The 18865-nt window shown below is 64.5% G+C and carries 16 protein-coding genes; 9 read left to right on the top strand and 7 right to left on the bottom strand.

The window, feature by feature from the left end; genetic code table 11:
• Positions 1 to 150: 150 nt before the first annotated feature.
• The 4 genes from ettA to Q0894_RS15030 all read right to left on the bottom strand — a co-directional run bounded on the left by ettA (position 151) and on the right by Q0894_RS15030 (position 4244).
• Complete coding sequence (gene ettA / locus Q0894_RS15045) at positions 151 to 1812, bottom strand: energy-dependent translational throttle protein EttA (RefSeq protein ID WP_299236850.1); 1662 nt, start codon at positions 1810 to 1812, stop codon at positions 151 to 153.
• A 90-nt stretch (positions 1813 to 1902) separates the two neighbouring features.
• Positions 1903 to 2106, bottom strand: a complete 204-nt coding sequence (locus Q0894_RS15040) for a PA3496 family putative envelope integrity protein (protein ID WP_299236846.1) — start codon at positions 2104 to 2106, stop codon at positions 1903 to 1905.
• A 198-nt stretch (positions 2107 to 2304) separates the two neighbouring features.
• A complete protein-coding gene (locus Q0894_RS15035) occupies positions 2305 to 2739 on the bottom strand; it encodes a PAS domain-containing protein (RefSeq protein ID WP_299236842.1) in 435 nt (144 codons plus the stop codon).
• A gap of 191 nt (positions 2740 to 2930) precedes the next feature.
• Complete coding sequence (locus tag Q0894_RS15030; protein WP_299236838.1) at positions 2931 to 4244, bottom strand: MFS transporter; 1314 nt, start codon at positions 4242 to 4244, stop codon at positions 2931 to 2933.
• Positions 4245 to 4348: 104 nt separating this feature from the next.
• On the opposite strand from Q0894_RS15030, the gene Q0894_RS15025 reads away from it, so the two are divergent.
• A complete protein-coding gene (locus Q0894_RS15025) occupies positions 4349 to 5221 on the top strand; it encodes a DMT family transporter (RefSeq protein WP_299236835.1) in 873 nt (290 codons plus the stop codon).
• An 87-nt stretch (positions 5222 to 5308) separates the two neighbouring features.
• On the opposite strand, the gene Q0894_RS15020 is transcribed toward Q0894_RS15025, so the two are convergent.
• From Q0894_RS15020 to Q0894_RS15010, 3 genes are all read right to left on the bottom strand, one after another.
• Complete coding sequence (locus Q0894_RS15020; RefSeq protein ID WP_299236833.1) at positions 5309 to 7210, bottom strand: LapD/MoxY N-terminal periplasmic domain-containing protein; 1902 nt, start codon at positions 7208 to 7210, stop codon at positions 5309 to 5311.
• A 67-nt stretch (positions 7211 to 7277) separates the two neighbouring features.
• A complete protein-coding gene (locus Q0894_RS15015) occupies positions 7278 to 7979 on the bottom strand; it encodes a transglutaminase-like cysteine peptidase (protein WP_299236831.1) in 702 nt (233 codons plus the stop codon).
• Positions 7980 to 8036: 57 nt separating this feature from the next.
• Positions 8037 to 8642, bottom strand: coding sequence for an arylesterase (locus Q0894_RS15010; protein ID WP_366131034.1), 606 nt, complete (start codon positions 8640 to 8642; stop codon positions 8037 to 8039).
• A gap of 55 nt (positions 8643 to 8697) precedes the next feature.
• Between Q0894_RS15010 and Q0894_RS15005 the strand changes: the two genes are divergently transcribed.
• The 8 genes from Q0894_RS15005 to Q0894_RS14970 all read left to right on the top strand — a co-directional run bounded on the left by Q0894_RS15005 (position 8698) and on the right by Q0894_RS14970 (position 18811).
• The gene (locus tag Q0894_RS15005; RefSeq protein ID WP_299236829.1) at positions 8698 to 9414 is read left to right on the top strand and encodes an ATP-binding cassette domain-containing protein; all 717 of its coding nucleotides are present in this window, start codon (positions 8698 to 8700) and stop codon (positions 9412 to 9414) included.
• Entirely contained in the window at positions 9411 to 12053 is a 2643-nt protein-coding gene (locus tag Q0894_RS15000; RefSeq protein ID WP_299236827.1) for an FtsX-like permease family protein, read from the top strand. Before Q0894_RS15005 ends, Q0894_RS15000 begins: the two co-directional genes overlap by 4 nt.
• A gap of 178 nt (positions 12054 to 12231) precedes the next feature.
• Positions 12232 to 13392: a hypothetical protein gene (locus Q0894_RS14995; RefSeq protein ID WP_299236823.1), complete on the top strand. Its 1161-nt coding sequence runs from the start codon at positions 12232 to 12234 to the stop codon at positions 13390 to 13392.
• A 129-nt stretch (positions 13393 to 13521) separates the two neighbouring features.
• The gene (glyA, locus tag Q0894_RS14990; protein ID WP_299236821.1) at positions 13522 to 14787 is read left to right on the top strand and encodes a serine hydroxymethyltransferase; all 1266 of its coding nucleotides are present in this window, start codon (positions 13522 to 13524) and stop codon (positions 14785 to 14787) included.
• Positions 14788 to 14966: 179 nt separating this feature from the next.
• On the top strand, positions 14967 to 15734 hold the full coding sequence (locus Q0894_RS14985; protein ID WP_299236819.1) for an FCD domain-containing protein: 768 nt from the start codon (positions 14967 to 14969) through the stop codon (positions 15732 to 15734).
• Between the two features lie 66 nt (positions 15735 to 15800).
• Positions 15801 to 16835, top strand: coding sequence for a TRAP transporter substrate-binding protein (locus tag Q0894_RS14980; protein WP_299236817.1), 1035 nt, complete (start codon positions 15801 to 15803; stop codon positions 16833 to 16835).
• Between the two features lie 66 nt (positions 16836 to 16901).
• Positions 16902 to 17510 carry a TRAP transporter small permease gene (locus tag Q0894_RS14975; protein WP_299236814.1) on the top strand — a complete coding sequence of 203 codons (609 nt, stop codon included), beginning with the start codon at positions 16902 to 16904 and terminating at the stop codon, positions 17508 to 17510.
• Entirely contained in the window at positions 17510 to 18811 is a 1302-nt protein-coding gene (locus Q0894_RS14970) for a TRAP transporter large permease subunit (protein WP_299236812.1), read from the top strand. The genes Q0894_RS14975 and Q0894_RS14970 overlap by 1 nt, the downstream gene beginning before the upstream one ends.
• The last annotated feature ends 54 nt before the right edge of the window (positions 18812 to 18865 follow it).

The following is an 18865-nucleotide window of genomic DNA, read 5'->3' as shown; positions in this document are numbered from 1 at the left end:
TGAGCCCCGTACAGTACAGGACTCAGGCCTTGGGCGCCGGCTGAACGAACCGTCCAACAATTGGGGGTCAGTTCACCAGCAAGGTCAGTGGGGTTTCTTGTATATCGATATTTTATACTGATCAACAGCTTACAGCTTCGGCGATGCCGGTCAGGCGTCGATGCGCTTGTACTTCATGCGATGCGGCGTGTCATCGCCGACCCGCTTCTTGTGGTCTGCCTCATACTCGGTGTAGTTGCCCTCGAAGAACTCCACATGAGAGTCACCCTCGAATGCCAGGATATGGGTGGCGATCCGGTCGAGGAACCAGCGGTCATGAGAGATCACCAGGGCGCAGCCAGGGAAGGCCAGCAGGGCCTCCTCGAGGGCGCGCAGGGTCTCGATATCCAGGTCGTTGGAAGGCTCGTCCAGCAGTAGCACGTTAGACCCCTGCTTGAGGGTCTGGGCCAGTTGCAGACGGCCTCGCTCACCGCCGGAGAGCTCGTTGAGACGCTTCTGCTGATCGTTGCCCTTGAAGTTGAAGCGACCCACATAGGCCCGTGAGGAGACCTCGTAGCCGTTGATGTTGAGCATGTCCTGGCCGTCGGAGACGGCTTCCCACACGGTCTGCTTGTCATCCAGGGCGTCACGCAGCTGTTCGACATAGGCGATATCGACGGTCTCGCCGACCACCACCTCGCCGGTGTCGGGCTGCTCCTTGCCGGTGATCAGCTTGAACAGCGTCGACTTGCCCGCGCCGTTGCCGCCGACGATACCGACGATGGCGCCCTTGGGTATGCTGAAGGAGAGGTCCTCGTAGAGCAGCTTGTTGTCGAAGGCCTTGGAGACGCCGTGGAACTCGATGACCTTGTCGCCGAGTCGCGGGCCGGGCGGAATATAGATCTCGTTGGTCTCGTTGCGCTTCTGGAAGTCGCCGGACTGCATCTCCTCGAAGCGATTGAGGCGCGCCTTGCTCTTGGCCTGGCGGCCCTTGGCGTTGCTGCGCACCCACTCAAGCTCATGCTTGATGGCCTTGTTCTTGGAGGCCTCCTGCTTGGCTTCCTGCTCGAGGCGCTTCTCCTTGGCTTCGAGCCATCCCGAGTAATTGCCTTCGAAGGGGATGCCCTGTCCGCGGTCGAGCTCGAGGATCCAGCCGGCCACGTTGTCGAGGAAGTAACGGTCGTGGGTGATCGCGACCACGGTGCCGTTGTAGTCATGCAGGAAGCGCTCGAGCCAGGCCACGGATTCGGCGTCCAGGTGGTTGGTGGGCTCATCGAGCAGCAGCATGTCGGGGCTTGAAAGCAGCAGGCGGCACAGCGCCACGCGACGACGCTCGCCCCCCGACAGGTTGCCGACGCGGGCATCCCAGGGCGGCAGGCGCAGGGCCTCGGCGGCCACTTCCAGCTTGCGGTCCAGGTTATGGGCGTCGGAGGCCTCGATGATGTTTTCAAGGCGAGCCTGTTCGCTGGCCAGGGCATCGAAGTCGGCATCCGGTTCGGCATAGGCGGCGTAGACGGCGTCCAGCTTCTCCTGGGCGTCCTTGATCTCGCCCAGCGCCTCTTCAACGGTCTCGCGAACGTTCTTGTCGTCGTCGAGCTGGGGCTCCTGGGGCAAGTAGCCGACGTTGATACCCGGCATGGGGCGGGCTTCGCCCTCAAACTCGGTGTCGACGCCTGCCATGATGCGCAGCAGGGTCGACTTGCCCGCGCCATTGAGGCCCAGTACGCCGATCTTCGCGCCCGGGAAGAAGGAGAGAGAGATATCCTTGAGGATCTGCTTCTTGGGGGGCACGATCTTGCCCACCCGGTTCATGGTGTAGACGTATTGCGCCATGGAGTTCCACTTGGTTGGAGGATTGGCTGACCCACGGATGATAGTGCCCGCAACGGGTAAAGGCCAGCCACTGGAGCGCTCGATCGGGGGCTACTCCTCTTCGTCGATCGCCCAGTCATCCTCGATGGCACGACGCAGGCGCCGCTCCTCGAGCAGGGACTCCACGCGGCGTCGCGCGCGCAGGGTTTCGGCGCGACTGGAGGCGCGGGGCGGCGCGTAGTCGTCATCGTTCATTGCATCAGCGGATTCCCGATCGTTGCCATCATCGGATTCGAGAAGGTGTTCACGGCGCATGTGGCGTTCCTCCCATGGCCAGTGGTCGACCCATGCCGACCGATCACAAATCGCTTCTCTTCCCCTGTGCGTGAGTGGAATCTGAAGCGCCCAGGCAGCTCGGTCACAACACTCGGTCACAACATGGCTGCCTGGGCGCTATATAGTGCTAAAAATCGAGAAGTGCAAGCCCTTTGGGTGCGATATCGTTGTAAGTGGTCAATCCAAGCCGTGCTCTGCCTTGACACGCTCCAGCTCCTGCTGGGCCTCGACACGCTCGGTGACGTCCTTCTGCACACCGATGTAGTAGGTGAGATTGTCGTCTTCGTCGTGGACCGGCGTGATCGAGAGCTCATTCCAGAACAGGGTGCCGTCCTTGCGATAGTTGCGCAGTATCGTTCGGCAGGGGCGACCCTCGGCCAGCGCCTTGCGAATGGTGACAAGCCCGTCCTGGTCACGATCATCGTTCTGCAGGAACCGACAGTCCTGATAGAGGATCTCGTCGGCACTGTAGCCGGTCAGGCGCTCGAAGCCCTGGTTGACATAGATCAGGATGGTCTCGTCGCCTTCCTGCTCGGCGACCACGATGCCATCGTCGGAGGCGTCGACGATGCGCTCGAGCAGGTCCGGGCTGATCAGTGGAGATCGTTTCATGTTATGCATTCCATTATGGGGCTGTTACCGACGCTGATCCTGTCCTGGCCACTGGGCTGACGGCATGCCAATTACGTCAAGTGTGCCTGATATCATGGTCAGCGACTGCGTAGATTTCAATTCGGCATGCCGCGCATCCTGGCTTTCACGTGTCAGCTGCTTGTACCACCTCTTGATCCAACTCGGGCAGTTTACTCCACCTCGGGCAGTCGACTGGCGCTCGCGGCGGCGGCCAGCGCCATGCCGGCGAGTATCACCAGCAGGGCCGGGCTGCCCAGCCACTGGCCGAGGGCACCGACCGCTCCACCCACCGCCAGCAGCAGCACGCCGGTGATGGTGTTGGAGAGCGCCACGTAGAGGGCGCGGTTGTCGCCGCTGGCCATGTCGACCACATAGGTCTTGCGCCCCAGCCGCACCCCGGCGTGTACAACCACCAGCAGCGCATAGACCAGCGCATAGGGCCATACCGTCTGGGTCCAGCCGCCCGGCAGCCAGGCGATGGTGGCGCCGAGCAGGCAGCAGGCCGCCGCTCCCAGGCCGGCATCGCGCATCACCCGTCGGCTCGAGACATCGGCGCGCTTTCCCCACACCGGGCTTGCCAGCATGCCGGCGAGTCCCGACACCACGATCAGCACCCCCAGGCCCCCCAGTTCGGTGCCACTCTGCTGCTGGCCGAGCAGAGCCACCCAGGGTAGCGCCAGGGCGCTGGCCAGGAGTAGGGTGCGAGAGATATTGAAGTGCAGGAAGGCGCGGTCCTCACGCAGCAGGCGCAGGCCCAGCTTGATGCTGTCCCAGGCATTCTCGCCGCCCTCCACGGCGCCTGGCGCCTCCTGGATACGCGCCGCACACAGGGCATTCAGCGCCCAGCCCAGCGCCGCCACCCCGAGCAGCACGGCCAGGGCGACTTCCCCCGGACGGTCCTCGAAGAGCATCAATACGCCGCCGGCGGCCAGGGTCACGGCGCCCGCCACGCTGCCGCTCCAGCCCATCAGATTGCCGCGGCGCTGCTTGGCGATGGTCTTGCCCAGCACATCCTTGGTAGCGATGGAGGAGAGCCCTCTGGCCAGAGAGAGCGCCACCAGGATGACAAGCACCAGGCTGCCGCCGACGCCGCCGGAGCCAAACAGGGCCAGCAGGGCCAGGCCCGCCGCGGCCGCCGCCTGAAGCAGGCCACCGACCACCCATACCCACTTGCGCCGGGGCTTGAGGCGGATGAAGCCGGCCACGAACAGCTGTGGCAGCAGGGCACCGGATTCGCGGATCGGCACCAGCAGGCCGATCATCCAGAGGGGGGCTCCGATCACCCCCAGTAGCCAGGGCAGCACCAGCCGCGCACTGGACAGCTCGTCGGCCAGCTTGTTGCCCAGCGAGGCGATCAGATGCAGGAAGAAGCTGCGCGGCTGCTCGTCGCACGCCTCATCGGGGATGTCCTTGCACATCCGGCTGTCATCGTCGCCGGTCAGCCATTCGTAGAGACGATGCTGGCTGATATCGGGTGCGGCCATGGGGGCTCCTCGCTGGTAGGATGGGGCCCCCATTGTCGCGACAGGGAGGCCGCCGTGTCATCTATCAGATTCTTCGACTGTGTCACATCCACGCGGGTGTCATCATGACCCGCGACAATCAGGCCATGCTCTACGGCCTGGGCGCGGTAGCGCTGTGGTCCACCGTGGCCACCGCCTTCAAGGTGGCACTGGGTTACATGTCGCCCCTTGCGTTGATGTGGCTCGCCTCGCTTGTCTCCTGGGCGCTGATCGGCATCCTGGTGGTACGCCAGGGATTGCTGGGCCAGGCGCTGCGGCGGGGTTGGCGCACTGCCGCCTGGGCCGGGCTGATGAACCCGGTGGCCTACTATCTGGTGCTGTTCGGCGCCTATGACCGCCTGCCGGGACAGGAGGCCATGGCGCTCAACTATACCTGGGCGCTGGCCATGGCGTTCCTGGCGGTACCGCTCCTCGGCCAGCGGCTGACGCGTATCGATGTGCTGGCGGGCCTTGTTGCCTACGCCGGGGTGTGGGTGATCGCCACCCGTGGTGCGGTATTCGACGTGGCCTTCGCCGATCCGCTCGGGGTGGGAATGGCGCTGGCCTCGACGGTGATCTGGGCGCTCTATTGGTTACTCAACGCCCGTGACCATCGGCCCCCGCTGGTGGCTCAGTGGCAGAACTTCAGCGTCGGGGTGCCGGTGTTGACGCTGCTGCTGATCGCCGGCCCCGGTGTCGAATGGCACGGCTGGCCGGCGCTGGGGGCCGGTGTCTATGTGGGGCTGTTCGAGATGGGCATCGCCTTCGTGCTGTGGCAGCTTGCCGTGCACGGCGTGTCGCGTACGGCCAAGGTCTCCAACCTGATCTTCCTCTCGCCACCGGTGTCACTGCTGTTGCTCTACCTGGTGGTGGGTGAGCCGATCCTGCCCTCCACCCTGGTCGGTCTGGTACTGATCCTTGGCGGACTCGGGCTGCAGCAGTGGCAGAAGGCGCCCTGAGTCAGGGGCTTCGACGAGGCCATTGAGTCGCGCGAGTCGAACCGGAAGCGTTGGCTGTGTGAGCCTTCATGAGCGCTCTCGGCGGTGCTACAAGCGAACGCCTGGGCCGGTGACGCCATCCAGGCCGAGATCGAATATCGTTTGTCTCTCGATGTCGTTGGCAACACCCTCGGCAATGGTCAGCACGCCCAGGGAGCGACAGAGGGTCGCCATGCCGAGGAGAACCGTCTGCTGCTCCGGGCTCGTCTCGATGCCCTGAACCAGGCTGCGATCGAACTTCAGGAAGGAGAGGCCACTGCCCTGCAGCTCGGCCAGGCGAGAGAACTCGCTGCCCACCTGTTCCAGACCAATACGACAGCCCAGGGGCTCGAGGACACTGCACAACAGACGGAATCGTTCCGGTTCACGCAGGGCGGCGGACTTCGGCAGTTCCAGCCACAGCAACCGAGCCTGCTCGGGATGTGCCTTGAACAGGCCCGTCAGGCGGGTCAGGAAGTCCGCATCGCGAATCGAGGCGGGTGAGAGAGTGATACCCAGTGGTGCCTGGTCATGGCTGATGGTATCGATGGCGGCCTTGGCAACCGCCAGGTCGAGTGACGTAGTGAGCTCCAGCCGCGATACCCAGGGCATGAAGGTGCCCGCCGCACGCCACTCCTCCTCGAGGTAAAGAGAGCAGGGGCTTTCATGATGCAGCAGGCTGCCCCTGGCATCGACCACCGGAAAGCTGGCCAGTCGGGGCCCCTGGGCGATGGCCCGCTCCAGGGCACACCGCCAGTCGGCACGGTTGGTATAAAGCAGGTCGCTGCGTTGGCTCTCGACCCACTGCTGGCCCAGATCCCCCTGGGTTTCGGCGGCGGCCAGTGCGCCATCCAGGCCGGCCATAAGCGTACTGATGGTATCCCTCGGTGCATAGTGGCAGAAGGCCGAGAGCAGCTCCAGGCTCGCCCCGCTCTCGCCGACCCGCAGGGCTTTTAGCTCGGCACTGAGTGCCTTGGCCAGTGAACCGTCGTCCTCGCAACCGGGAATCAGCAGGGCAAAGTCGCCACCATTCAGGCGGCCCACGATGCCACCGCCCTGGGACCGGGCGACCCGGTGAAGACTCTGGCTCAGGCTCTTGAGCAGCTTATTGGTTGGCGCTCGCCCCAGACGCTGGTTGACGTCGGTAAGTCGGTTCAGACGCACCAGCACCAGGCAGCCGCTGGCGCGTTCGTCTTCGCTTTCGAGGTGCGTGGTCAGCTGGGTCATGAAGGCGTCACGCCCCAGAGCGCCGGTCGCTTTATCCTGCTGTAGTCGGCGTCGCAGTTTGTCGAGCTTCTCGCTCTCGCTATGCAACATCTGTCTTACGGAGTCGGAGAGCTGGTTCATGGCGCGAACCACCTGGCGCAGCTCGCGAGTCTGCGGCTCGGGACTGGTCGTAAAACGCCGGGCGCCGATATCCCGGGCCTGGGCAATCACGGCCTTGAGTGGCTTTCGGATGGTTCGCACGATCCAACTGGCGAGCAGCAGACCGATCAGGGCGGCCAGGCCGAACCAGGCGACCAGCCGAATGGCGCCGTGCCATAGGGATTGGTAGGCGAAGCTATGCTGGCTCTGTAGGGTCAGGGTGCCGTATTGCTGCCAGCCGTTCTGGATCACCGCCTGGCTTGGTGGCACGTCGAAGCGTACCAGCTCGACGAACCAGCCAGGCACGTTATCGACAGGGTCGTCGGCCTCGCGCCGGGCCAGCAGCTCGCCATCGGGAGCGTGCAACTCGATTAGCTGGTAATGGCCGGTGTCGAACTGAGCGGCCATCAGCAGTTCGATAATGACTGAATCCTTGTCAAGCTGGCTCATGGAGAGCGCCAGGGCATTGACGTTGTCGATATTCTTGACCTGAATCTCCTGCTCGGTGTAATGCCGCAGCGCCGTCAGCCCGACCGCCAGGCTGCCACCCAGGGGAAGTAGCAGGATCACCAGAACCGTGATCCACAGTTGTTTTATCAGCGACATGGCGGCCACTCCTCTGAGAGGTTCCGGGGTGAAACCACGGTGGTTGGTGTCGTTGTCCGATGTGAAATCATAGGAAACCCTGCTCCTGCATCCGTGTCAGTGCTCTGCTCCACCGCGACAGGCGCTGTAAGGGGTTGGCGCGTGACTGTGTCGAGCCGCCGGCCCATAGCCCATCGCTATTGAAACTGAACACGGGGTCCAGATCGGTCCTCTGGGCGGCGGGGGTGATCGTGGTCACCAGGTTGTCGAGGACCAGGGGCTCGCTGGCGGGAGTCTCGTAATATCCCACCACCATATGCGCCTGGGTTTCCTGTCTGCGCCCGATGCGCGCCCGAACATAGATCATGCGAAGCTGACGAGTCGGCACGCCGAGGCGCTTCAGGGTGATGTATTTGGCGATGGAGAAATCCTCGCAGTCGCCCTGGGCCTTGCCCATGGTCTCCAGCGGTGTGGCCCAGTAGTCCTTCTGGCCCCAGATGTCGATATCATCCAGCCAGCGAATGCGGCGATTGAAGAAGTCGTTGGTGTCGCGAAGCTGCGTCTGCAAGGGTTGGTTGGCCAGTCGCTCGAGCAGCGCGAACCACTCCTCCAGCATGGTGCTGCCCCGGTCGCCATAGCGGTTGCGCATCACCTGGCGCAGCTGGTCGGGCCGGAAACTTCCCTCGGCTGGCGCCGGCCAGCCGCCGATACATAGCGTCGTCAACAGGATCAGGCCACCGCCGAGCAGGCCGCGACGCGAGTAGCGTGATTGTGAATGCGGCGGGGGCATGAATAGAGTCCAGTAGCGGGGCTGTCTCCACTATACCGGCAGCAGGTGAGTTAAGGTTTAGTCTGATACCAGGTCCAGATCAATCTCCAGCAGTGCCTCCAGTTGGGGCCAGACATTTTCCAGAATGATGGGTTGGCCGGCGGCGGTGGGGTGAATGCCGTCGTCCTGCATCAGGTTGTCATCCAGGGCCACGCCCTCGAGCAGGAAGGGGACCAGCGGCAGCTCGAAGTCGTCGGCAAGGCGGCGGTAGACGCCGGTGAAGGCGTCGCGATAGGCCCGACCATAGTTGGGGGGAATATCGATACCCAGCAGCAGCACCTCGGCATTGGCCGCGTGACTGGCCTCGATCATGCGTCGCATGTTGGCCTCGAACTGGCCAGGGGGCAGGCCACGCAAGCCGTCGTTGCCGCCCAGTTCGAGAAGAACGATGTCGGGGTCATGCTGTCCGAGAAGCTCGGGTAAGCGACTCGCTCCGCCGCTTGAGGTCTCGCCGCTGATGCTGGCGTTGATCACCCGCGCCTTGTCCTCCAGCCTCGCCTGCAGCAGGCTTACCCAGCCCCTGTCGGCCTCGATGCCGTAGGCCGCGCTGAGACTGTCGCCCATCACCAGCAGGGTGGTGCGATCGTTGGCCTGGGCCGAGGCGACGCCTACCGACAGGATCATCGCCAGCAGCCAGGTGGTGAAATGGCGCAATGCAACTTCAGGGAATTCCTTCATCATGAACGCAACCTCTCGCACGGATATGACACCGATTCTACACGCCGAGCATCTGATCAAGCAGGTAAGAAGCGGTGAGCGCCAGCTCACCATTCTGAGCGACCTGGCCCTCTCGGTGTTCCCCGGGGAGACGGTGGCCATTCTCGGACAGAGCGGTGCCGGAAAGTCGACCCTGCTGGGACTGCTGGCCGGGCTCGACCTGCCGACTGGCGGTGAGCTTATGATGTTCGGCCAGCGGCTCGCCGACCTCGGCGAGGATGGTCGGGCGCGGTTGCGCGCCGGTCGTGTCGGCTTCGTGTTCCAGAACTTTCAGCTGCTGCCGACCCTGACGGCCCTGGAAAACGTGCTGTTGCCACTGGAGCTCTCCCCGCGTGGGGACAGCGAGCAGCGAGCCAGGGAGTGGCTGGCGCGGGTGGGACTCGGCGAGCGCCTCGACCATCTACCCAAGCAGCTCTCCGGCGGCGAGCAGCAGCGCGTGGCCCTGGCTAGGGCCTTCGTGACTGGCGCCGAGCTGGTATTTGCCGATGAGCCCACCGGCAACCTCGACACCGAGACCGGCGAGCGCATCATCGATGCTCTGTTCTCGCTTAACCGCGAGGCTGGAACCACCCTGGTGCTGGTGACCCACGACCATGCCCTGGCAAGGCGCTGTGACCGCTGCCTGCGCCTCGGTCACGGCCGCCTGGAGGAGATGGCGCTCGACGAGGTGGGCGCATGAGTCTCTCCATTCTGCGCCTGGCACGTTTCTCGGCCCGGGGACTCGTCCGCGACCTGCGTGCCGCGGACGTGCGTGCGCTGTTCGTCGCCCTGGCCCTGGCGGTTGCCGCCTCCACCATGATTGGTTTCTTCCTCGACCGGTTGGACCGCGGCCTGACCCGCCAGGCGAGCCAGCTGCTGGGCGGCGACCTGGTGCTGGAGCAGGGGCGTCCCTTCGATGCCGAGTTGCGCACCACCCTGGAGGAGGCGGGCCTGGTGCTCAGCGACCAGGTGGACATGGTCTCCATGGTCAGCCTGGCTGACGCCTTCCAGCCCGCCAGCCTCAAGGTGGTGGATGATCGCTACCCGCTCTATGGCGGGGTACATGTCGACCAGGGGGAGGGTGTCGAGGTGGTGGCTCACGGCCCGTCTCCGGGCGAAGTGTGGCTGGCTCCCCGCCTGGCATTGCTGCTCGAGGCCGAGATCGGCGACCGTGTGCGCCTGGGCGAGAGTGAACTGGCCGTCGGCGGAATGGTGGAGCGCGAGCCGGACCAGTCCGCTGGATTCGGCAGCTTCAACCCGCGGCTGATGATGCATCGTGACGACATGGAGGCCACCGAGCTGGTCCAGGATGGCTCGCGGGTGTCATTCGAGCTGCTCGGTGCGGGGCCGCCGGATATCCTCGACGACCTGGCGCCGCTGCTGGAGCGGCTGCGCCGCGACGGCGTCGAGGTCCGCGATGTGCGTCGCGACCGTCCCGGGCTCGGCAGTGCCCTGGAGCGGGCCGAGCGCTACCTGAGCCTGGCCGGGCTCGCCGCCGTGCTGCTGGCCGGGGTGGCGGTGGCGATGTCCACCCGACGCTATGTCGATCGCCACCTGGATACCGCTGCGCTGCTACGCTGCTTCGGTGCCACCCAGGGTGAGCTAAGCCGCCTGTTCGGCCTGCAACTGCTGTGGTTGGCGCTGGCGGCCTCGGTGCTCGGAGCCCTGCTGGGCCTGGCCGGTCAGGGGGCGCTGCTGGCGCTGCTCACCGCCATCCTTCCTCTGGAACTGCCGCCCCCCGGCATGCTGCCACTATGGCTCGGGGTATTTACCGCCCTGTCGGTGCTGGTAGGCTTCGCCGGCCCCACCCTGCTGCGACTCAAGAGGGTCAGCGCCCTCAAGGTGTTGCGCCGCGAACTCGATCCGCTGCCCGCCTCGGCGTGGCTGGTGGTGGCGGTGGCCAGCGGCGTCTTCGGTGGGCTGCTGTGGCTCTATTCCGGCGATCCGGGTCTGGCGCTGGGGCTGCTGCTGGGTGGCCTGGTGATGCTGATGGTGCTGTGGGGGCTGGGGTCGCTGCTGCTCGGCGGCGTGTTGCGACTGGCGGCCCGCCTGCCGCGTGACGGACGCGAGGCGGGTGTGGCCCAGGCGCTGCGGCTGGGCGGCGCCCAGCTGGCACGCCGACGCACCGCGAGCCTCGGCCAGCTGCTGGCCTTCGCGGTCACCTTCTTCGCCATGGCGATGATCGCCCTGGTGCGTGGTGATCTGCTCTCCACCTGGGAGGCGCAGCTACCCGCAGAGACGCCCAACTATTTCGCTATCAATATCCAGCCCCACGAGCGCGAGGCCTTCGAGGCATCCCTCAGCGGTGCCGCCGATGCCCGCAGCGCCCTCTACCCCATGGTGCGTGGGCGTATCACCGCCATCAACGACATGGCACCGCGCGAGGCGGTACCCGCTGAGGCGCGTGGCGACAATGCCCTGCGCCGTGAGCTCAATCTCACCTGGCGCGAGACGCTGCCGGAGGGCAATCGCCTGGTCGCCGGCACCTGGTTCGAAAAGCGGCGAAGCGGACAGGAAAGTGAACAGGAGAGCGGACAGGAGAGCGGACAGGAAGAGAGCGAGCCCAGCGGCTGGTATGCCGAGGTGGTCAGCGAGTCCGCCACGTCGCCCGAGGCCGAGCGGGTGCCGATCTCCGTGGAGGATGGCCTGGCCGAGCGACTTGGCCTGGGGCTGGGTGACACCCTGACCTTTACCATCGGTGCCGCCGAGATCATCGGCGAGGTGAGCAGCCTGCGCGACCTGGACTGGGACAGCTTTCGCCCCAACTTCTTCGTCATCTTCCCACCCGGGGTGCTGGAGCGCTTCGGCCACAGTTATATCACCGCCTTCCACCTCGACGACGCGGAGCGCGAGGTGCAGCGTGGGCTGGTGCGCGATTTCCCCGGCGTGACCCTGCTCAATGTCGATGCCATCCTCGCCCAGGTGCGAGACCTGCTGAGTCGGGTCACCCGCGCCGTGGAGGTGGTGCTGGTCTTCGTGCTGCTGGCCGGCGTCAGCGTGCTCTACGCGGCGCTGACGGCCAGCCTTCCGGTGCGTGCCCATGAGAGTGGCCTGCTGCGGGTGTTCGGTGCCGGCAATCGCCTGCTCTCCCGGGTACAAGGCGCTGAGTTTGCCATCCTCGGTCTGGCCAGTGGCCTGATGGGGGCGTTGCTTGCCGAGCTGGCCGCCGCGGCGCTCTACCTGGCCTGGCTAGATCTTGCGCCGCGCCTGCATCTCTGGCTATGGCTGGTGCTGCCGTTGGGCGGAGCCTTGCTGATCGGAGTCATCGGGCATCTGCTCTCCCGGAACCTGCGCCGCCAGGCCCCGGCCACGAGCCTGGGGTTGTTGGGCGAGACCTGATGGGGCCTTGACGGCCAGTCCTGCCGTCAGGTTAGCCCCGCATGAAGCGCGATCGGCCATGGCCTTGAACGCTACCGCCATCTGCGATGGCCCTGAAAAGGCAGGGCCATGTCGAGTAGAGAAAGATCCGTTAGTCTAGACTGTGGCCTGATTCCACGATCACACAGGAGGTGATCCCATGCGATTCCCGAATACTGCCCTGCCGCGCCTGGCCCTGCCCCTGGCGCTCTCCCTGCTGGCCAGCCCGCCCGTATTCGCCGATGCCGAGCGTCTCGGCAACGACCTGCGGGCACTGGTCGCCGAGCATGGTGAGCTCACCATCGGCGACCTCTCCACCTCGCTGCTGGGCGGAGAGACCCGCGCCGAGGACCTGCGCTTCGAGAGCCTTGAAGGCGAGACGCTGCTGATCGAGCGTTATGTGGTCGAGGGAGACTACGAGCATCCGGATACCGTCACCCTCGAGGGCATTCGTGTTGAAGGCATCGAGCTGGAGGGTGCCCCCCGGGAGCTCGAGGATAACCTGCTGCTGAACATCGGCAGCATCGTGGTAGAGGCGCCCGGTAGCGCCGTGCCGCCTCTCGATGACGAGACGCTGGCGGAGCAGTGGTTCGAGGTGATGACCCTGGCCGAACTGAGCCTCGACCACCCCGAGGGAGCGCTGGGGTCCCTGGTCGGGCTCGAGCTGGATGGGGACTTCGAGGATGGAGAGGGAGGGCTGTTGCTCGAAGCCCTGGAGGTCGACCTGAGCCGCTTGATCGCGCTGTCTCCGGAAGAGGAGCGTACCCAGATGCGCATGGTCAGCAATGTGCTGACCGAGGGTAGCGGCTTGCTTCGTCTGGATGGCGGCTTCGATGCACAGTGGGAGCCTTCTGGTGAAGAGGAGGGGCGCCTGATCAGCAGCGGTGAGTTGGTCCTGCGCGACGCCTTGTCCCTGGCCCTCGATCTGGAGAGTCTGCTGGCGTTGCCCGAAGGGGCGGACGTTGCCGAGCTGATGGCCGATGGAACACTGCTGGAAGAGGCCAGCCTCGGGGGTGGCCATCTGGTGCTGAGCCTCGTCGAAAGAGGTCTCTTCGGGCGATTGATGACCCTGGGAGCGACCATGGAGGGCGTCAGTGAAGCCGAGTACCTCGAGAAGGCGCGTACCCAGGCCGAAGGTTTCGGGATGATGTTCGGTCCTCAGGTGAGCGACCTGCTCCATGGCCTGGTCGACCTGATGACCGGAAGTGCCGAGGAGCTGGTGGTCACCCTCGATCTTCCGGCCGAGGAGCGTCTCGAGAGCTTCTCCGAGGATCCCCTGGCGCTGCCCGAGCGCTTCGCCATGCAGGTGGAGACGCGCTGACCCCGGGAGCATGCCGGGAAAATGAACGCGTCGCGAGCAGGGATGACGTCGATTCATGTGAAAGGGGCGGGGGGCTGGGGTATCATGCCGTGATTGACTCAACCCCCCGTGATACGAGGTTTCCCGCCGATGTTCAGCCGTGACATGACGATTGCCGGTTTCGATGACACCCTCTTTGATGCCATGCAGAAGGAGGTGCAGCGTCAGGAGGCGCACATCGAGCTGATCGCTTCCGAGAACTACGCCAGCCCCCGGGTCATGGAAGCCCAGGGCAGCCAGCTGACCAACAAGTACGCGGAAGGCTATCCCGGCAAGCGCTACTATGGCGGCTGTGAGTACGTGGATATCGTCGAGCAGCTGGCCATCGACTACGCCAAGGAGCTGTTCGGTGCCTCCTACGCCAACGTTCAGCCCCACTCCGGTTCCCAGGCCAACGGTGCCGTCTTCCAGGCCCTGGTCAAGCCGGGTGACACCATCCTGGGCATGAGTCTCGATGCCGGTGGCCACCTCACCCACGGGGCCAAGCCCAATTTCTCCGGCAAGCATTACCATGCGGTGCAGTACGGTATCGACGAGTCCGGTCGCATCGATTACGACGAAGTCGCCAAGCTGGCCCGTGAGCATCAGCCCAAGATGATCATCGCCGGCTTCTCCGCCTACTCCCAGATCATCGACTGGGGCAAGTTCCGCGAGATCGCCGATGAGGTGGGTGCCTATCTGCTGGTCGACATGGCCCACGTGGCGGGCCTGGTGGCCGCCGGCGTCTACCCGAACCCGCTGCCCCATGCCCATGTGGTGACCACCACGACCCACAAGACCCTGCGTGGTCCGCGTGGAGGCCTGATCCTCTCCAGCGAGGGTGACGAGCAGATCGAGAAGAAGCTGCAGTCCGCGGTTTTCCCGGGTGGTCAGGGCGGTCCCCTGGAGCACGTCATCGCGGCCAAGGCGATCTGCTTCAAGGAGGCGATGGCGCCCGAGTTCAAGACCTATCAGCAGCAGGTGGTCAAGAATGCCCAGGCGATGGCCGGCGTGTTCCTCGAGCGTGGCTATGACATCGTCTCCGGTGGCACCGAGGATCACCTCTTCCTGCTCTCGCTGATCAAGCAGGAGTTGACCGGCAAGGATGCGGATGCTGCCCTGGGCCGCGCCCATATTACCGTCAACAAGAACGCCGTGCCCGGCGACCCCCAGAGCCCCTTCGTCACCTCCGGGCTGCGCATCGGTACCCCGGCGGTGACCACCCGTGGTTTCGGCGAGGGCGAGTGCAGGGATCTGGCCGGCTGGATCTGTGACATTCTCGACGTGATGGCCAAGGGAGAGGACACCGCTGCCATCGAGGCTGAGGTCAAGGCCAAGGTCGAGGCCGTCTGCGCCGAGTTTCCGGTCTATCGCTGATCACGACTGACGGGTCCCCCAGGGGCCTGTCCGTCGCCGCGCCTTATTTCAAGACCCCGTCAGGCACCCCGCCTGACGGGGTCTTGCCGTAGGGGGCGACTAAAGTCTAGCGGCGAATGACCCGAAACTGCTTCACTCTATGTCGGACATAGACTGCGATAGGTCGAACAGAGCCTTCCATGCCGATACCGCAGAAACCCGACATCGCCGAGGACCTGGCGCGCGGCATCTTCGCCGGAGATTACCTCCCTGGCAGCTTTCTGCCCCGGGAGGTCGATCTCTGTGGCACCTACGGCGTCAGCCGAAGCACGGTGCGTAGCGCGCTTCAGCAGCTGGTCTCGGGGGGCATGGTGGTACGAATCTCGGGGCAGGGCAGCCGAGTATGTGAGCTGACCGACTGGCATCTGCTCGACCCGCGGGTCAGTGACTGGATGGCGCGCTTCGCCCAGCCCAACCCTCGCATTCAACGGGACATCTTCGCCTTCCGCGTGGCGGTGGAGCCCTTCATGGCACGTCTGGCCGCCGAAAACGCCACCGCCGCCGACCTGTTGGCCATCGAGACCGCCTGGCACAACATGATCGGCGCGCTGAATTCCCCCGACCGCCGTTGCGCAGGGCGTAGCCACGACGAGCATGACGTAGCGTTCCATGAAGCGATCTTCGCGGCCACCCACAACCTGCTGTGGTCCCAGCTCAGCCATATGCTCAAGCCGGCCATCGGCCTGTTGGTGGAAACCTCCAATCACAGTGCCGCGGAGCTTAGCGACAGCATGGAGCGTCACCGGCTGCTGATGGAGGCAATCCGCTTGCGTCAACCCGAACAGGCCGAGCAGGCGGCACTGTCGGTGCTCGAACGCACCGGCCTCGACCTGGGCTTCGCCAGTCTCTTCGACCACTTACCTCCTCGGCTGCGTCTGCCTGGTGCAGCCGATCCTCGACCGGCCTGAACGTCCGGACATCACGGCAATCGCCAACCATGTGCTAGCTCGAACACCATAACAAGGAGTCAACCCATGCCATTGCTCAAGCCGCTTTCTGCCTTTGCCCTCAAGGGGATCACGGCCGCCGTCCTCGGTGCCGTGGCGCTGTCCGCCCAGGCAGCGGAGTACGAGTGGACCTTCCAGACCTCAGAGACCGCCGGTGAGCCGCAGTTCGAGCTCAAGAAGGCGTGGGCCGACAACGTCAACACCATGTCCGGCGGGCGCATCGAGATCGAGATCCTGCCGGTCAACGCCGTGGTCCAGGCCAACCAGACTCTGGACGCCGTACAGTCCGGTATCCTCCAGGGCCACCTGACGGACCCCAGTTACTTCTCCGGTCGTGACCCGGCCTTCGGCATGCTCGGCAACCTGGTCGGCGCCTGGGGTGACCCGCTGGAGTTCCTCGAGTACATGAATCACGGTGGTGGTGAGGAGCTCTACAACGAGCTGGTTAACCCCTACGGCGTGCAGCTGATCGGTGCTGCCGCCACTGGCCTTGAGTCTTTCCCCTCCACGCGCCCGATCCGCACCGTGGAGGACCTCGAGGGCCTCAAGGTGCGCGCCCCGGAGGGCATGGTCTACAACATCTTCGAAAAGGCCGGTGCCGCCCCGGTGAACCTGCCGGGCTCCGAGGTCTACACCTCGCTGGAGAAGGGGGTGATCGATGCCGCCGACTACACGGTGTTCTCCACCAACCACAGCCAGGGCCTGCATAGCTTCGCCAATTACCCCAACTACCCGGGTTTCCACTCGCTGCCCATGGTTTCCGTCTCTCTGAACAAGGAGATCTGGGATGGCCTGCCCGAAGATCTCCAGTCGATCCTCGAGACCTCGGTGGACAAGCTGGCCTACGAGATGGTGTTTGAGCTCAAGAAGCTGGATCTCGAGGCCGTGGCCGAGGCGCGTCAGGATCCCGAGATCGAGCTGATCGACATGGCCCCGGAGGAGCGTGCCAAGTTCCGCAACATTGCCAAGGAGGAGTGGGCCGCCTGGGCAGAGCGCAGCGAGATGAACCGCAAGGTATACGACTCCGTGGTCGAATTTCTTCAGGCGCGCAACCTGATGTAAGTCGTTTTCTTCATCACCACGTCGCCGCTCGGTCTCCTCCCGGGCGGCGTTCGACCGAGATACAGCATGACTCAACCCCCAAACGAATCCCGACATGGCGGGCACGGCGAGTCGGACGAACAACGCCCTGAACGCGCCCCAGAGCGTACTGCCCTGGATCGCCTGGTGACCCGTGGTGCGAGAGGTGCCGCCTGGCTGGTGCTGGTGGCCATGGCTATCAGCGTGGTCGAGGTATTCCTGCGTTACGGCTTCAACAGTCCGACCTCCTGGGTGCATGAGTCGGTGGTCTTCCTGGTGGCAGTCAGCTTTGCCTTGGCTGGCCCCGCGGCCCTGGCCCGTAACGCCCATATTCGCGTACGCGTGCTCTATGACAGTGCTGGGCCGCGTCTCAAGTGCTGGATGGATCGCTTCAACGACTTCGTGACGCTGGGCTTCTGCCTGGCCATGAGCTATGCCGCCTCTCACATGTTCTGGCGGGCCTCTCACAACCCGTTCGGCGAGTGGCAGCTGGAGCGCTCGGGTACCTCCTGGAACCCCCCCTTTCCGGCGCTGGTGAAGGGAGTGATCCTGTTTGCCCTGGCGCTGATGACGCTGCAGGCGCTGCTCCACCTGGTGCAGTCGCTTCGTACCCGTCCTGCTGACCCTGCGTCGGTCGATAACGAGGAGACGCGCTGATGGATATCGGGACGGCCACAATTGTCATGATCGCCGCCATCTTTGGCCTGCTGGTGACTGGCCTGCCGCTGGCCTTTATCACCGGTCTGGTGGCGATGGTGTTCACCTTCGGCTGGTTCGGTGAGATGGCCCTGCCGCTGGTCACCAGTCGAGTCTTCAGCTTCATCACCGAATACTCGCTGGTCGCGGTACCGATGTTCGTGCTGATGGCTTCGTTGCTCGACCGCTCGGGCATCGCCAAGGATCTTTTCAATGCCATGCGGGTCTTTGCCGGGCGGCTGCCTGGAGGGGTGGCGGTGCAGACCATCGTGGTGGCATTCTTCCTCGCTGCACTGTCGGGAATCATCGGCGGCGAGATCGTGCTGCTCGGCATCCTGGCATTGCCGCAGATGCTGCGCCTGGGCTACGACAAGCGGCTCTCCATCGGTGTGGTATGTGCCGGCGGGGCTTTAGGCACCATGATGCCGCCGTCGATCGTATTGATCATCTACGGCCTGATCGCCAGCGTTTCCATTGCCGAGCTGTTTACCGCCGCGATCACCCCGGCGGTAATTCTGATGGGCTCCTACATCGCCTACGTGCTGGTGCGTTGCCTGAAGAACCCCGAGATGGGGCCGCCATTGTCTGCCGATACCCAGGACAACCCCTTCGACAGCAAGCTGGAGGCGGCCAAGGCGATTCTGCTTCCGGGCATGATCGCGTTTCTGGTGCTGGGCACCATCTACGGAGGGATCGCCTCGGTGACCGAGGCGGCGGCCATGGGGGTGTTCGGGGTCATGCTGGCCATCGTGCTACGTGGCGAGTTCAGTATCGGCATGCTGCATCATAGTCTTGGCCAGACGCTCAACACCTGCGGCATGATCATCTGGATCGGCATCGGCGCCGCGGCCCTGGTGGGGGTCTATAACCTGATGGGTGGTAACCGCTTCGTCTCGGGGATGATCCTGGGCATGGAGGTGGCGCCCATCGTTATCATCCTGGTGATGATGGCGATCATGCTGGTGCTCGGACTCTTTCTCGACTGGATTGGCATCGCCATGCTGGCCCTGCCGATCTTTCTGCCCATCGTTACCCAGCTGGGCTACGACCCGATCTGGTTCGGCATCCTGTTCGCGGTAAACATGCAGGTCTCCTTCCTGTCGCCGCCGTTCGGACCCGCGGCCTTCTATCTGAAGAGCGTGGCCCCGCCGAAGATCAGTCTGAAGGATATCTACCTTTCGGTATTGCCCTTCATGGCGATTCAGCTACTGGTATTGGCGGCACTTCTCGTCTGGCCACAGCTGGCAATATGGCCGCTATAGATGAGTGGAGGAAAAGAAAAGGAGGAGGCCTAAGCCTCCTCCTTTTCTTTGTAT

The sequence above is a fragment of the uncultured Halomonas sp. genome, from assembly GCF_947501415.1.
In the GTDB taxonomy this organism is placed as follows: domain Bacteria; phylum Pseudomonadota; class Gammaproteobacteria; order Pseudomonadales; family Halomonadaceae; genus Halomonas.
Note: the sequence above shows the minus strand (reverse complement) of the source record. Positions and strands in the feature narration are given on the sequence as shown.

Excerpts from the sequence above, each read along its gene's own strand:
- Q0894_RS15010 (WP_366131034.1), bottom strand. The coding sequence starts at position 8,642 with ATGATCCTGTCGGTAGGCGTCGCCTCGGCCCAGGCCAACGATCGCACC.
- Q0894_RS15035 (WP_299236842.1), bottom strand. The coding sequence starts at position 2,739 with ATGAAACGATCTCCACTGATCAGCCCGGACCTGCTCGAGCGCATCGTC.
- Q0894_RS14995 (WP_299236823.1), top strand. The coding sequence starts at position 12,232 with ATGCGATTCCCGAATACTGCCCTGCCGCGCCTGGCCCTGCCCCTGGCG.
- ettA (WP_299236850.1), bottom strand. The coding sequence starts at position 1,812 with ATGGCGCAATACGTCTACACCATGAACCGGGTGGGCAAGATCGTGCCC.
- Q0894_RS15040 (WP_299236846.1), bottom strand. The coding sequence starts at position 2,106 with ATGCGCCGTGAACACCTTCTCGAATCCGATGATGGCAACGATCGGGAA.
- Q0894_RS14985 (WP_299236819.1), top strand. The coding sequence starts at position 14,967 with ATGCCGATACCGCAGAAACCCGACATCGCCGAGGACCTGGCGCGCGGC.
- Q0894_RS14970 (WP_299236812.1), top strand. The coding sequence starts at position 17,510 with ATGGATATCGGGACGGCCACAATTGTCATGATCGCCGCCATCTTTGGC.
- Q0894_RS15020 (WP_299236833.1), bottom strand. The coding sequence starts at position 7,210 with ATGTCGCTGATAAAACAACTGTGGATCACGGTTCTGGTGATCCTGCTA.
- Q0894_RS15005 (WP_299236829.1), top strand. The coding sequence starts at position 8,698 with ATGAACGCAACCTCTCGCACGGATATGACACCGATTCTACACGCCGAG.
- Q0894_RS14980 (WP_299236817.1), top strand. The coding sequence starts at position 15,801 with ATGCCATTGCTCAAGCCGCTTTCTGCCTTTGCCCTCAAGGGGATCACG.
- Q0894_RS15000 (WP_299236827.1), top strand. The coding sequence starts at position 9,411 with ATGAGTCTCTCCATTCTGCGCCTGGCACGTTTCTCGGCCCGGGGACTC.
- Q0894_RS15015 (WP_299236831.1), bottom strand. The coding sequence starts at position 7,979 with ATGCCCCCGCCGCATTCACAATCACGCTACTCGCGTCGCGGCCTGCTC.
- Q0894_RS14975 (WP_299236814.1), top strand. The coding sequence starts at position 16,902 with ATGACTCAACCCCCAAACGAATCCCGACATGGCGGGCACGGCGAGTCG.
- Q0894_RS15030 (WP_299236838.1), bottom strand. The coding sequence starts at position 4,244 with ATGGCCGCACCCGATATCAGCCAGCATCGTCTCTACGAATGGCTGACC.
- glyA (WP_299236821.1), top strand. The coding sequence starts at position 13,522 with ATGTTCAGCCGTGACATGACGATTGCCGGTTTCGATGACACCCTCTTT.
- Q0894_RS15025 (WP_299236835.1), top strand. The coding sequence starts at position 4,349 with ATGACCCGCGACAATCAGGCCATGCTCTACGGCCTGGGCGCGGTAGCG.